This is a genomic window from Paramuribaculum intestinale, assembly GCF_003024925.1.
Lineage (GTDB): Bacteria > Bacteroidota > Bacteroidia > Bacteroidales > Muribaculaceae > Paramuribaculum > Paramuribaculum intestinale.
Genome location: NZ_PUED01000050.1, coordinates 1 through 14,459 on the forward strand (window position 1 = coordinate 1; position 14,459 = coordinate 14,459).

Sequence of the window (14,459 nt, forward strand, 5' to 3'; positions counted from 1 at the left end):
CGCTACACGCCCTCGTCTTCAAGCAAAAACCACTCGAACAAATCTCAAAAATCACTCGCAGCTAATTTTTGCGAGTTACTTATAAAAAAATGATCTGACATTCTGTCCAAAATCGGTTAGAAAGTTCTGAAATTTTGCGGGATTGGTTAAAGGAATAAATGTCTGCGCAAATTCATTGCGCACCGGTGTCGCAACTTTGCGCAAAAAAGACATGAAAATTATAGGTAATTCTACATCGGCTGAAGTTTTCACTGAAAATATAGAGCAGGCGGCTCTTGACTGGATTACAGGACTTTGTGATCACCCGGCTATGGAGGGTGTGCCAATTGTGCAAATGCCTGATGTTCACGCCGGAAGTTTGTGCAATGTAGGCACAGCCTATCCCATAGGAGTGTATGTAAATCCCGATCATGTCGGCGTCGATATAGGCTGCACCATTTCGATGCATAGACTATCGTGCAATGTCAATCCGGAGGATTACCCTCTGCTTGATCATCGCATCCGCGAGGCAATTCCTGCCGGAGCCGAGATTTGCAAGAAGAATTCTCTAAATGAGAAAGAGCTGTGCCGGTTTCTTAACTCGCAATATCAGAAGGCACGCTCGGCTGCTCCAGATCTAATAAATGAGACTCCCCGCATCGACGCACGATTCATCGCCGACTTCTGTCGTCGTGTAAAACTTCAGGAAGGTGTGTTCTACAAAAGCCTTGGCACACTTGGCGGCGGTAACCATTTCATTGAGTATGGTGAAGAATCCGAATCAGGAGTCGGATGGCTGACGATCCATTGCGGGTCGCGAAATCTTGGAGTCAAGGTTGCCAATCATTGGCGGAATATCGCACAGAGTCCCAAAAGATCCAAATACATCGGTTATCTTTGGGGTGATGCTCTACGTGGTTATCTGTCCGATATGATTGTAGCTCAGGCATATGCGTTGTATAACCATCAGATAATCAGTGAGCGTATTTTCGCGATACTCAAAAAGTTGTGTAAGGCGAAGTGTATCGAATCCATCTTTACTACCCACAATTATATATCTGTAACCGACGAGCGCCCGATGCTGCGCAAAGGTGCGATTGACGCCACCGAGGGTAGAAAGATGGCAATACCGTTCAACATGCGCGACGGAATTGCTATCTGTGTAGGAAAGGGGAATGAATTGTGGTTGAAAAGTGCTCCACATGGTGCCGGGCGCATTATGAGTCGGGCTCAAGCCAGAAAACTGATATCAATTGGCGAATATGAAAATTCAATGACAGGTATCTATTCATCATCTGTATGTACAGGCACACTGGACGAATCTCCCATGGCATACAAACCCACAGAGGAAATACTTGAGCTTATCAGTCCGACAGTCGATGTCGTATGCATGATTATACCTAAATTAAACATCAAAGACAACGGAGAATGATAAAAGAGTCTATGCGAGTAAAATACTATATACAGATCACAGCAGGGCGTGGTCCGGTGGAATGTGCAAGAGTCGTCACGCTCGTGTCACGTGAATTGCTCAAAGTCATTCCGTCGCTCCAACTTGCAGATTACGAACCTCACAATATGGAGTATGGCTGTTTCATGTCAATGACATTTGCCACTGAGGAAGCAGTCCCTCACTCCATTGTAGAAGATTGGCAGGGCACGATTCTTTGGCGCTCTACCAAAAATCCATATCGTCCGGGACACAAGCGTAGCAACTGGTTTGTCGGTGTCAATTTTTTCGATGAAGTCGAACTACCGCAGATTGATGAGGTGGACATAGTTTACGAAACATGCCGTTCCAGTTGCAAAGGAGGTCAGAACGTCAATAAAGTTGAAACAGCAGTCCGTGCAATTCATACTCCATCAGGACTATCAGTCAAATGTTCAGATGAACGCTCTCAGTCGCAAAACAAAAAGCTCGCCTGCGAAAGACTGTTGCTGAAACTCCGTCAGCTAAATGACAGATCCATTGCCGAATCGCATTCGCGCCAATGGAGCAATCACGACAGTCTGGGACGCGGCAATCCGGTCAAAAAATTCTCAGGGGCATTGTGATGTCGTGGCAGATATTGCAATATTAAACGCGATGTCAGTATCGTGCAGTGAAACAACAAAAACGATAATCATGCCGGCGTGAGATATTGACGAGAATATATTCTGTGCAGGGAGAGAAAAATTGTTAAACGGGTGTCCAAATATATGTCGTCGGTGCATGACTTCGACAAAAAACATTAACTTTGCAAAAATTTCAGCCCAGATATGGAATTACAGCGCTCGATTGACATACCGGATATAGAGCAGTTCACAAAATTCGTAACCGAAGGGTCGCAATTTGTGATAACCTGCCACATGACTCCCGACGGTGATGCTCTGGGGTCGTCGCTCGGATTGTGCCATATATTGCGCCGGATGGGCAAATCGGCAGTTGTGGTAACGCCCGACACTCCGGCTTCCACACTCGATTTTCTGCCCGGATTTCAGGAGATCGTGATCGCATCGCGCTATCCTGAAAGAGTGAGGCGTATGCTGGCCGATGCAGACACTATAGTGTGTCTTGACTTCAATTCGCTGAAGCGCATTGACCGTCTGGCTCCGATGATAGAGCGCTGCGAGGCGGCCAAAATACTGATAGACCATCATCTGAATCCCGACGATTTCGCTGATCTGACAATTTCACGACCGGAACAGTCGTCGACGTGTGCTCTTTTGTTTCATATCTTATGGCAAGCAGGCTTGTATGATCTGCTGGACGAGGAATCCGCAACATGCATTTACACGGGTATGCTTACGGATACTGGCAATTTTTCATATAACTCCAATGATCCCGACTTGTACTCGATAATATCATTGTTGCTTGCAAAGGGACTGGACAAGGATGAGGTGTACACGCTCGCATGGAATACACATCGGGCCGAATCGCTGAGGATCAACGGCTATGCATTGTATCGCAAGATGCAGATCTTTCCAGATCATCAGCTTGCTGTTATAATCCTTGACCGTAAGGAACTTAACGAGTTTTCATACGTAAAAGGCGACACCGAGGGACTTGTCAACAGGCCTCTGGCGGTGCCGGGAGTGACGTGGAGCGTGTATCTGCGTCAGGATGAGGCTGATTTTGTGAAGGTTTCGATGCGAAGCAAAGGACGTTTTCCGGTCAATCTCGTGTGTGAACGTCTGTTTGGCGGAGGCGGCCATCTGAATGCTGCCGGCGGAGAGTTTACCGGTACGGCAGCGGCGGCTCTCGAAAAGATCATGGGTGCGCTTGATGATTTTGACAAGCATCTCGATCCGGCATGATGGCGTACATAGAATTAATAATAAACAGATACAATAACAAACAGAAATGAATATATCTAACAGAATTTCGTGGTTGGCTGTGGCTGCCTTGACTGCATTTGCAGCAGTACTGACCGCGTGCGATGATGACAAGAGCTATGCCGAGCTTCTTGAAGAAGAGAACAAGGCTGTGAACTTATATCTTGCCGACCAGACGATCGAAACGACTCTGCCTGAAGATAATGATTTCATCACCGGCGAGGACGCTCCTTACTACCGCCTTGACAACGACGGCAATGTGTTCATGCAGGTGGTGAAGAAGGGTGACGGCGAGATGGCGCAGTCCGACCAGCTGATATATTTCCGGTTTATGCGTTATAACCTTATCAATTACGATGGCGTCAACACAATGCCGGGTGAGGGCAACAGCGATTATGTAGAGGGTGGCAATATGTCGTTCCGTTATCAGAATTTCACACTTGAATCGTCATCGGCGTGGGGAATGGCCATACAGATGCCGCTTCAGTATCTGCCACTCAACAGTGAGGTGCGTCTGGTGGTCAAGTCGCAGTATGGCTGGACATCAGAGATATCATCCGTGCAGCCGTATCTGTATCATATCAGGTTTTATAAGAGCCAGATCTGACAAATATTCCATAGTCTGAATATATACACTTAACACAATAACCAATCATGTCATTAATAAAGTCGATTTCCGGAATACGTGGCACTATCGGCGGTGCTCCGGGCGAAGGTCTGTCTCCGCTTGATATCGTCAAGTTTACGGCCGCTTATGCAACGTTCATAAGACGTAATACAACCAAAAACACCAATCTTATTGTCGTTGGACGCGATGCAAGAGTCTCCGGAGAAATGGTGAGCGGCATTGTTGTAGCCACACTTTGCGGCATGGGATTTGATGTGGTCAATATCGGCCTGGCATCTACTCCGACTACAGAGATCGCTGTCACTGAAGAGAATGCCTGTGGCGGTATTATAATAACCGCAAGCCACAATCCCATGCAGTGGAACGCGCTTAAACTTCTGAACGAAAACGGCGAGTTTCTCAATGATGCACAGGGCAAGGAGGTGCTTGCTGCGGCAGAGGCCGATGCCTATACGTTCTGCGACGTGATGGATCTCGGCCATGAACTGGTCAATACGACATACGACCGCAAGCATATCGAAAAGGTGCTTGCTCTAGATCTGGTGGATACCGATGCTATATCCAAAGCCAATTTCACAGTGGCGGTGGATGCAGTCAACTCTGTGGGAGGTACTGTCATACCGCAGCTGCTCAGGGCGCTTGGCGTGAAAAATATAATAGAACTCAACTGTGAGGTGACCGGTCGCTTCTCGCATACTCCGGAGCCTATTCCTGAAAATCTCACCCAGATATCAAGTCTGATGCGTGACGGAAAGGCCGATGTGGGATTTGTGGTTGATCCCGACGTGGATCGTCTGGCGATAGTGATGGAGAACGGCGATATGTTCGTGGAGGAATATACTCTGGTGGCTGTCGCAGACTATGTGCTGTCGCACACACCCGGCGCAACTGTGTCAAATCTCAGCTCTTCGCGTGCGCTCCGCGACATCACCGCGGCTCATGGTTGCCAATATGCGGCATCGGCGGTTGGCGAGGTGAATGTCACCACGAAGATGAAAGAAACCGGTGCCGTGATCGGTGGCGAAGGTAATGGCGGTGTGATATATCCGGCATCGCATTACGGACGTGACGCTTTGGTCGGTGTGGCTCTCTTCCTGTCGCTTCTGGCCAAGAGCGGCAAGAAGGTGAGTGAACTCAAAAAGACTTATCCGGCTTACGCCATAGCCAAAAACAAGATAGAGCTTACTCCTGAAATCAATGTAGACGCTATCCTCGAGGAGGTAAAGAAGCACTATGCCAGCGAAAAGATTACCGATGTCGACGGCGTGAAGATAGATTTCGCCGACAGTTGGGTGCATTTGCGCAAATCCAATACGGAGCCGATCATACGAATCTATTCCGAGGCGCATACGATGCAGGAGGCCGAGCAGCTCGGACAGCAGATCAAAGATGTCATAACTGAAATGACAAAGCACTGATTGCGATGAGAAAATACCTGATGACGCTTGCGGCGGTGACATCGATTGTCGTCGGGGTGTCGGGTCAGAATAAAACCCCTGCCGACGATAGTCGGTGGGGGCTTGTCGATATATCCGTGGCCTGTGTGAGGGCAAAGCCATCGCATGCGTCGGAACAGACCACTCAGGCTATATGCGGTACGCCCGTGAAGATGGGTGAACGTGTCGGCGATTGGTATGGTGTAGAGCTGCCCGACGGTTACCGTGGCTATATAAACAGAGCCAATGTCACTTTGCTCAACGATAGCCTCATGTCGAAGTGGCGCAGGTCAAGCCGTATGATCGTGACCTCTCCGGGCACCATCGGTGTATGGGCTGATTCGCTTATGACAGGACACCGTGTTGCCGAGCTGGTCGAGGGGGATATCGTGGAGCGATTGTCGGATGACGGCGGACAGTTTGTTCGGGTCGGTATGCCGGGTGGCAGAGCCGAAGGATATGTCGAAAGACAGTCGGTCGAGGATTTCGCTGCTTGGTCATCGGCAACGCCTGATGGGTCGGCAGTGCTGTCGGCAGCCATGGCTATGGTCGGTTCTCCGTATGTGTGGGGTGGCATGACTTCCAAGGGACCGGATTGCTCCGGTCTGGTCAAGGCTGCTTATTGGCAGTCGGGGCTGATATTGCGGCGCGACGCTTCGCAGCAGGCTCTTACCGGACGAGATGTCGCAATTGACGATCCGACAGAGTGGCGTGCCGCTGACCTGCTTTTTTTTGCTGGGAGCGACGGCATCCGCATAACACATGTGGCTATCCATATCGGTGGCGGTCGTTATATCCATTCTTCGGGTCGTGTTGGGTATGGTAGCATATATCCCGGCGAGGCTGATTATGTGCCCCGCAAAGTTGTGAAAGTTCGCCGTATTCTTGGCAGTGAGATGACGCCCGGCATTACTCTCGTAAAGAATCATAAATGGTATTTTGAATGAAACGTATTCTTTTGAGCCTGCTGCTCGCAGTTACGGTTTTTGCAGCTGATGCGCGTAGCTATTTTCTCGATGATGTCGGACAGGTCGTGCCGCTAATAGCCGCTCCAGCTATCGGTGTTGCGGGCGTCGACGCGCGTCACACGTTCAGAGAACGTTTGGCAGTGACTGTAACAGCTGTCGCTATTGATGAAATACTTGTGCAGACAATGAAGCATACCATCCGGTCGCGTCGGCCTGACGGCACAGACAATCATTCGTTTCCGTCGGGACACATGGCGCGTGCCACTGTCGGTGCCGAAATCATCAGAAGCGAGTATGGCTGGGGCTGGGGAGCGGGTGCCTATCTTTGGGCGGCCGGAGTTGGCGCTCTGCGGATCCACCATCATCGTCATCGTTTCGGCGATGTGGTCGGAGGGGCTGTGACAGGATTTGTGTCGGCCAGACTGGCCTATCTCCTACTGCCTTTGGAGCGGCGTCTGTTTGGTTGGGATAAAAGTCGTATTACCGTGACTGCGCTTCCGGCTGTGGGATCTGACGGAAAGTCGGTGGCGGCTGCGGTAAATCTCATTTTCTGAAAGCAAAAGAGTTGATTGTTGATCAAATAATCGTAACTTTGCAACTTGATTTAAGACAACATTCGCGATGTATAATAAATTCAAGGAATATGACAGTTTCAATCTGTCGGGAATAAATAAAGAGATGCTCGACGACTGGACCCGTCAGGGGCTGTTCGGGCAAAGCATAAAGGAGCGCGAGGGATCTCCTTCTTTTGTGTTTTACGAGGGGCCGCCGTCGGCCAACGGTATGCCGGGCATCCATCACGTGATGGCTCGTACGATCAAGGATATTTTCTGCCGTTACAAGACCATGAAAGGTTTTCATGTGAAGCGTAAGGCCGGATGGGACACTCACGGTCTGCCGGTGGAGCTTGGCGTGGAAAAGAATCTGGGTATCACCAAAGAGGATATCGGCAAGAAAATAAGTGTGGACGATTACAACGCCGCCTGCCGTTCGGAAGTGATGAAATACACCCGCGAATGGGAGACGCTCACAGACCGTATGGGATATTGGGTGGACATGAACGATCCGTATATCACATACGACAACCGATATATAGAAAGCGTATGGTGGCTTCTCCGCCAGCTATACGACAAGGGATATCTTTACAAGGGTTATACCATACAGCCGTATTCGCCGGCGGCAGGCACCGGACTTAGTTCGCATGAACTGAATCAGCCCGGATGTTACCGCGATGTAAAGGACACCACCTGCATAGCCCAGTTCAAGATAATTGACGCTCCTGAAAATCTCCAGGGATGGGGTGAACCCTATTTCCTGGCATGGACCACAACTCCGTGGACTCTTCCTTCGAATACGGCGCTGGCGGTAGGTCCGTCGATAAGATATGATATCATACGCACATTCAACCCATATTCGGGAGAGAAGGTGACGGTTGTGTGTGCTGATGCGCTGGTCGGATCGGTATTGAATCCCAAGGGTGCCGGTCAGCCGCTTGACTCCTATGTCAAGGGCGACAAGGTGGTGCCTTATGAGATAGTCGGTTCCTGCGATGGCAATTCGCTTGTGGGCATGCGTTACGATCAGCTTATCAAGTGGATGAATCCGGGCGAGGGCGCTTTCAGGGTGATCCCAGGCGATTACGTGACCACAGATGACGGTACGGGCATAGTGCATATAGCCGGCACATTTGGCGCTGACGACCTTCGTGTGTCTCGGCAGAACGGCGTGCCGCCTCTGACTCTTGTGGATCGTGACGGGAATATCCGTCCGATGGTGGACCTGACGGGTCGGTTTTTCCGGATAGAAGATATTGATCCGGAATATGTCAAGAGCAATGTCGATGTGGAGGCCTATAGACCGTGGGCCGGACGATATGTAAAAAATGCGTATGATCCCGCACTTGCGCCTGATGCTGAAACGCTTGATGTGGCTATCTGCATGATGCTCAAGCAGCAGGGACTCGCGTTCAGGATAGAGAAGCATAGCCACAGCTATCCTCACTGCTGGCGAACGGACAAGCCGGTGCTGTATTATCCTCTCGACAGCTGGTTTATCCGCACTACGGCCGCGAGGGAAAAGCTGATGGAGCTGAATGGCGATATAAAATGGAAACCTCAGTCGACCGGCAGCGGACGTTTTGGCAAATGGCTGGAGAATCTGCAGGACTGGAATCTGTCGCGAAGCAGATACTGGGGTACGCCTCTGCCTATATGGCGCACTGAAGATGGCAGCGAAGAGCTGTGTGTCGACAGCGTAGCCATGCTTTATGACGAGATAGAGAAGGCTGTCAGTGCAGGAGTTATGAAGTCAAATCCTTACAAGGATCGTGGATTCGTGCCGGGTGTCTTCACAAAAGAGAACTATGAGCTGATAGACTTGCATCGTCCGTATGTCGATGATATCGTGCTTGTAAGTCCGACCGGAAAGCCGATGAAGCGTGAGAGTGACCTAATCGACGTATGGTTTGACTCCGGATCCATGCCTTACGCGCAGATCCATTATCCGTTTGAAAACAAGGAAGCGTTTGACCGTGGCGATCTTTTCCCGGCCGATTTCATTGCTGAGGGTGTCGACCAGACTCGTGGATGGTTCTTCACGCTCCATGCCATAGCCGGTATGGTGTTCGGTGATCGAGCCTATAAGGCAGTCATATCCAACGGTCTGGTTCTTGACAAAGACGGAAATAAAATGTCAAAGCGTCTTGGTAATGCGGTCAATCCGTTTGATGCGATCGAGAAATTCGGATCGGATCCGCTGCGCTGGTACATGATATCCAATTCTTCGCCGTGGGACAATCTGAAGTTTGACGAGGCCGGGGTGCAGGAGGTGTCGAGAAAACTGTTCTCAACCCTGTACAACACGTATTCGTTCTTTGCATTGTATGCAAATGTCGATGGATTTACCGGTGCGGAGCCGGCCGTCGACATGAAATCTCTTCCGGAGATCGACCGCTGGATATTGTCGTTGCTCAACTCGCTCGTGAAGGAGGTAGAGGAGGCGCTTGAGGACTACGAACCGACCAAAGCTGCCCGCGCTATAAGCGAATTTGTATGCGACAATCTCTCCAACTGGTATGTTCGTCTTAACCGCAAGCGTTTCTGGGGTGGCGAAATGAATGCCGACAAACTCGCAGCCTATCAGACGCTGTACAAGTGTCTGGTGACGGTGGCTAAGCTGATGGCTCCTGTATCGCCGTTCTTTGCCGACAGGCTGTATCGTGACCTGAACAGGTCAGACCGGTCGGTGCATTTGGAACTGTTCCCGGAGGCGGATCTTGCGATGATCGATAAAGAGCTTGAGGATCGAATGCATCTTGCACAGACTGTCACCTCAATGGTGCTGGCATTGCGTCGCAAGGCCGAGATAAAAGTAAGGCAGCCGCTTCAGAAGATACTCGTGCCGGCAGTTGACGATCGTCAGTGTAAGGCTCTTGAGGCGATAAAGGGTTTGATATTGAGCGAGGTAAATGTAAAAGAGCTTGAAATAGTAGGTGATGACGACCAAAGCATACTGGTGAAGCGTGTCAAGCCCGACTTCAAGAAGCTCGGCCCGAAATTCGGCAAGCAGATGAAGCAGGTGGCTGCAGCCATTCAGGCGCTCGGACAGCAGGAAATCTCGTGTCTTGAGCGCGATGGAAAGATCACTCTGATGATCGACGGCACTGAGGCGAGCGTGGATGCTGCCGATGTGGAGATCATATCGGAGGATATCCCCGGCTGGCTTGTGGCGAATGAGGGTAATGTGACAGTGGCTCTTGATATTACCGTCACTCCGTCGCTGCGTCAGGAAGGTGTGGCGCGTGAGATTGTGAACCGTGTTCAGAATCTGCGCAAGAGCCGCGATTATCAGATCACGGATCGGATCAATATCGTGTTTGCAGCGAGTCAGCTGACCGATGATGCTGTGGCGGGCTATGCCGACTATATATCGCGTCAGGTGCTTGCCGACACTCTCGAGGTCGGTGAGGTGGCTGACGATGAACTGACCGAGGTGCTTGATATAGACGGAACCGATGTAAAAGTAAGAATTACCCTTTCAAAATAAATCTAATCATGTCGGAAAAAACAAGATATACCGATGAGGAATTGCAGGAATTCAAATCGCTGATCCTCGAAAAACTTGCAAAAGCGCAACGCGACTATGAGATGCTTCGTGCGGATCTCACGAATACCGGCGGCAACGACACGGCCGATACATCGCCTACTTTCAAGGTGCTTGAAGAGGGAGCGGCTGTCCTTAACAAGGAAGAGGCCGGTCGACTGGCACAGCGTCAGATGAAGTTCATACAGCATCTTCAGGCCGCATTGGTGAGGATCGAGAACAAGACGTATGGAATATGCCGTGAAACCGGCAAGCTTATCCCGAAGGAGCGTCTTATGGCGGTGCCTCATGCCACGCTGTGTATCGATGTAAAGATCAACGGTAAGAAATAATCGGGGCTGATGAAGATTACAAAGGGACAGGCTGCCGCAGCGATCATCCTTGCGACGATAATTCTCGACCAGTTCATAAAGATTTGGGTCAAAACTCATTTTTATCTGGGAGAAGAATTGCGGATCGCTGAATGGTTCAGACTCGTGTTTGTGGAGAACGACGGGATGGCTTTCGGCATGCAGATGGGTTCGAAGCTGTTTCTTACGCTTTTCAGAATCGTGGCTGTGACAGCGTTGTGCTGGGTAATAGTGCGTTTCTGTCGCAGGACTGATGTCGGTTACGGATTCATAGCGTGTCTGGCGCTGGTGACAGCCGGTGCGGCGGGAAATATAATCGATTGTGTATTCTACGGAGTGCTGTTCAATGATCCGATGCCGCCGGCGGTGGCTGTCATGATGCCCGATGGAGGCGGATATGCTCCTCTGTTATACGGCAAGGTAGTGGATATGTTCTACTTCCCGTTGTTCAGTTTCGACTGGCCCGAGTGGATGCCATGGGTCGGTGGTGAGAATTTTCTCTTTTTCCAGCCGGTGTTCAATCTGGCCGATGCTGCTATATCTGTCGGCATGGTGGTGATAATTCTGTTCTATACGAAGCATCTGTCGGGCAGTCATTCTGACGAACCTGCGGTGGAAGACCAAACAAGCCGGTAATGCGAAAGGGACTACTTATAACTATAGGAGCCGCTATGCTTATGGGTGTAGCGGCTTGTTCTTCGCGTCCGTCGGGCATACTTCCTGAAAAGAAAATGGCAAGGATCATTGCCGATATGAATATAGCCGAAAGCGTAGCGGAGTCATCAGGCAATGATCTGCGAACGGATTCGGCCAAAGATGTGCTGCGGCAGGCCATATATCTGCGCAATGGCGTGAGTCAGGCCGAGGTGGACAGTTCGATGCGCTGGTATGCGTTCAATATGGAAAAATATGTGGAGGTGTATGATCAGGCGATCGAGATGATAGACCGTGATATAGCCAGAACCAGAACGCTTGCCGGAGCCAAAGGCGAATCGACTACGATGCGGTCGCTTGTGCTCGACGGTGATTCGGTGGATGTTTGGCCTGGTATGCGTTTCCGTCAGTTTGGTCCGGCTATGCCGAGCGATATAATAGAGTTCGACATGCCACTTGACCGTAATTGGGAAAAGGGTGATGTCTATGTGTTGTCGGCAAGGATCACTGGTTCTGCCGGACCGACAGAGATCGCTGTCGCGGCTCAATATCAGGACGGAAGCAAGGATTATAATACTATAAGCACTGATGGTGACGGCTGGAAACGCATTCGTCTTGCACTTGACAAAGACAAGACCGCGACGGACGTATATGGCTATCTGCGCTATGACAGCGGTGATGAAGTGGCATTTGTCGATTCGATAAGTCTTGTCAGAATGCGTAGCGATTTCAGAGGGGCTTCGTCGGTGGCTACAGGTCAGAAGTGTTATTCCGGTAAATATGGCCGATAGGATTGTCGGTGGGCCGCTGAAAATAATGGCTCATGAGATTGTGACATCTGCCGGGCGCTACTCAATGCATATAGCGGTCATCGATGAGTCGGGTAAAATAACACTCCGCCCCTTCGAAGGCGAAGAGAGCGGAGTGGAGTTTGTCAACGGCAGGGTAGTGCTGTCGGAATTTACTGACCATTACGGACGTGTGGCCATACGGTTGAGCTTCGAATCAATGTGAGGCTCTACGATACAGTACTACTGCTATTATTGTATAAATGATGTTGGGTATCCACATCGCTATCAGAGGTGATGTCATTCCCGATATGGCAAATGTGGATGTCACGGTCATGAACAGGATATAGCTGAAGCTGAGCACAAGTCCGATGCCTATGTTGATGCCCATTCCTCCTTTGACTTTGCGCGATGACAGTGCCATGCCGATAACAGTAAGTATGAAAGCTGCGGCAGTCATGGCAAACCGTTTGTGGTATTCGATCTCAAATCCTTTGATATTGGCCACGCCTCTCATCTTCTGGTGTGCGATGTATTCCGCCAGATCGGGTGTGGTCATTGTTTCATGATCATTTTTTGAGATCAGGAAGTCACGTGGTTCGATCGGTATTATGGTGTCGAGCCGTGTCCCTCTTCTGATTTCTTCGCGTGTGCCCTTGAAGTCGCGTATCATGTAATCGCGTGCCACCCACCGGTGAAGTGTATCGTAGCGTATTGTCTGTGCAGTGAGGCGCGATACAAGCTTCTTGTTTTCGAATTTTTCGAGCGAGAATCGGTAGCCGGTGCTGTTGTTGTTGTCGTATCGGTTGATGTAGGCTATCACTCCGTTACTGACCTGAAGCTGTATGTTTGATCCGTAGTCTACGCGCTTGTTCTTGACATAGGTGTTGGTGTAGTCGATGCGTTTTACATTAGCAGGCGGTATGACGTAGGCGCTGAGGACGAAGGTCAGGCAGGCAATGACCGCAGCGGATATCATGTAAGGTCGAAGAAGTCGCCTGAAGCTCATGCCTGACGACAGGATGGCGATGATCTCTGAGTTGTCGGCGAGTTTCGAGGTGAAGAATATGACTGCGATGAATGTGAACAGGGGGCTGAACTGGTTGGCGAAATATGGCAGAAAGTTCAGAAAGTAGTCGAATATAGTGGCTTTGAGCGGGGCTTTCAGGAATGAATCGAGCTTTTCGTTGACGTCGAACATGATCGTGATGGCCAGGATCAGCACGATGGCAAACACATAGGTGCCCAGAAACTTCCCTATGATATATCGGTCGAGTATCTTGAGTCGGAAATGTGTCATAAGCGGTGGGTCAGTTGGGGTATGATGGCTCGTTTCCACTGGCTGAAATCTCCCTCTATGATATGACGGCGCGCTTCATCCATAAGGTGGAGATAGAAGCAGAGGTTGTGGATGGCTCCGATCTGGAGTGCGAGCAGCTCCTGACTGACAAACAGATGCCTTACATAGGCCCGTGAGTATGCATGATCTACGAAGCTTGTCCCATCGGGGTCGAGCGGCGAGAAATCGTTAGCCCATTTAAGGTTTCGCATATTGAGTATGCCGTTCATTGTGAACAGCATACCGTTGCGTCCGTTGCGGGTGGGCATCACGCAGTCCATCATATCCACTCCGCGATCGATGGCTTCAAGCATATTGGCCGGTGTCCCGACTCCCATCAGATATCTTGGTTTGTCGGCCGGAAGTATCTCGTTGACTACCTCTATCATGTCGTACATCACTTCGGTAGGTTCGCCGACGGCGAGGCCGCCAATGGCATTGCCCTCTGCGCCGAGATCAGCTACGAATTTGGCCGATTCGCGTCGGAGTTCGGGATACGTGCATCCCTGTACGATAGGGAAGAATGTCTGGCTGAATCCGTAGAGTCCTTCTGTGGCCTTAAATCTGTCCCATCCTCTTTTTAGCCAGCGTTGTGTGAGCTGCAGTGAATGATAGGCGTAGTCATAATCGGCTGTGCCAGGAGGGCATTCGTCGAGAGCCATCATTATGTCGGATCCTATGATGCGTTGTATGTCGACAACTTTTTCGGGAGTGAAGAGGTGCTTGGATCCGTCTATGTGCGATCGGAACCATGCTCCTTCTTCCTTGAGTTTACGGTTTGCAGCAAGCGAGAACACCTGAAATCCGCCGCTGTCGGTCAGAATCGGGCGCTCCCATCCCATGAATCTATGGAGTCCTCCGGCCTGATGCAATATTTCTGTGCCTGGCCTGAGGTATAAAT

The 14,459-nt window shown here is 50.3% G+C and carries 14 protein-coding genes; 12 read left to right on the forward strand and 2 right to left on the reverse strand.

The annotated features are described in order from the left end of the window. Positions 1-211 precede the first annotated feature (211 nt). From C5O24_RS05420 to C5O24_RS05475, 12 genes are all read left to right on the forward strand, one after another. Positions 212-1,411, forward strand: a complete 1,200-nt coding sequence (locus C5O24_RS05420) for an RtcB family protein (protein WP_107681555.1) — start codon at positions 212-214, stop codon at positions 1,409-1,411. An 11-nt stretch (positions 1,412-1,422) separates the two neighbouring features. Beyond that, the gene (gene prfH / locus C5O24_RS05425; protein WP_107681557.1) at positions 1,423-2,034 is read left to right on the forward strand and encodes a peptide chain release factor H; all 612 of its coding nucleotides are present in this window, start codon (positions 1,423-1,425) and stop codon (positions 2,032-2,034) included. Positions 2,035-2,238: 204 nt separating this feature from the next. Then, a complete protein-coding gene (locus tag C5O24_RS05430) occupies positions 2,239-3,276 on the forward strand; it encodes a DHH family phosphoesterase (protein WP_107034779.1) in 1,038 nt (345 codons plus the stop codon). Between the two features lie 46 nt (positions 3,277-3,322). Beyond that, positions 3,323-3,901, forward strand: coding sequence for a DUF4827 family protein (locus C5O24_RS05435; protein ID WP_107034778.1), 579 nt, complete (start codon positions 3,323-3,325; stop codon positions 3,899-3,901). Between the two features lie 47 nt (positions 3,902-3,948). Next, a complete protein-coding gene (glmM, locus tag C5O24_RS05440; RefSeq protein ID WP_107034777.1) occupies positions 3,949-5,340 on the forward strand; it encodes a phosphoglucosamine mutase in 1,392 nt (463 codons plus the stop codon). A 5-nt stretch (positions 5,341-5,345) separates the two neighbouring features. After that, on the forward strand, positions 5,346-6,305 hold the full coding sequence (locus tag C5O24_RS05445) for an SH3 domain-containing C40 family peptidase (RefSeq protein WP_107034776.1): 960 nt from the start codon (positions 5,346-5,348) through the stop codon (positions 6,303-6,305). Continuing rightward, entirely contained in the window at positions 6,302-6,880 is a 579-nt protein-coding gene (locus tag C5O24_RS05450; protein ID WP_107034775.1) for a phosphatase PAP2 family protein, read from the forward strand. The genes C5O24_RS05445 and C5O24_RS05450 overlap by 4 nt, the downstream gene beginning before the upstream one ends. 67 nt (positions 6,881-6,947) lie before the next feature. After that, complete coding sequence (gene ileS, locus C5O24_RS05455) at positions 6,948-10,370, forward strand: isoleucine--tRNA ligase (RefSeq protein ID WP_107034774.1); 3,423 nt, start codon at positions 6,948-6,950, stop codon at positions 10,368-10,370. A gap of 8 nt (positions 10,371-10,378) precedes the next feature. Further along, entirely contained in the window at positions 10,379-10,759 is a 381-nt protein-coding gene (locus C5O24_RS05460) for a TraR/DksA family transcriptional regulator (protein WP_107034773.1), read from the forward strand. A gap of 9 nt (positions 10,760-10,768) precedes the next feature. Continuing rightward, positions 10,769-11,413 carry a lipoprotein signal peptidase gene (locus tag C5O24_RS05465; RefSeq protein WP_107034772.1) on the forward strand — a complete coding sequence of 215 codons (645 nt, stop codon included), beginning with the start codon at positions 10,769-10,771 and terminating at the stop codon, positions 11,411-11,413. Next, complete coding sequence (locus C5O24_RS05470; RefSeq protein WP_107034771.1) at positions 11,413-12,222, forward strand: DUF4296 domain-containing protein; 810 nt, start codon at positions 11,413-11,415, stop codon at positions 12,220-12,222. The genes C5O24_RS05465 and C5O24_RS05470 overlap by 1 nt, the downstream gene beginning before the upstream one ends. Beyond that, the gene (locus C5O24_RS05475) at positions 12,212-12,445 is read left to right on the forward strand and encodes a hypothetical protein (RefSeq protein WP_107034770.1); all 234 of its coding nucleotides are present in this window, start codon (positions 12,212-12,214) and stop codon (positions 12,443-12,445) included. The genes C5O24_RS05470 and C5O24_RS05475 overlap by 11 nt, the downstream gene beginning before the upstream one ends. Here the strand turns inward: C5O24_RS05475 and C5O24_RS05480 are convergent. Both C5O24_RS05480 and tgt read right to left on the reverse strand, forming a co-directional pair. After that, entirely contained in the window at positions 12,437-13,519 is a 1,083-nt protein-coding gene (locus C5O24_RS05480) for an LptF/LptG family permease (RefSeq protein ID WP_107034769.1), read from the reverse strand. The two genes, C5O24_RS05475 and C5O24_RS05480, sit on opposite strands and share 9 nt — an antisense overlap. After that, on the reverse strand, positions 13,516-14,459 hold a 944-nt coding region (tgt, locus tag C5O24_RS05485), incomplete at its 5' end, for a tRNA guanosine(34) transglycosylase Tgt (protein ID WP_107681558.1). The genes tgt and C5O24_RS05480, both read right to left, overlap by 4 nt.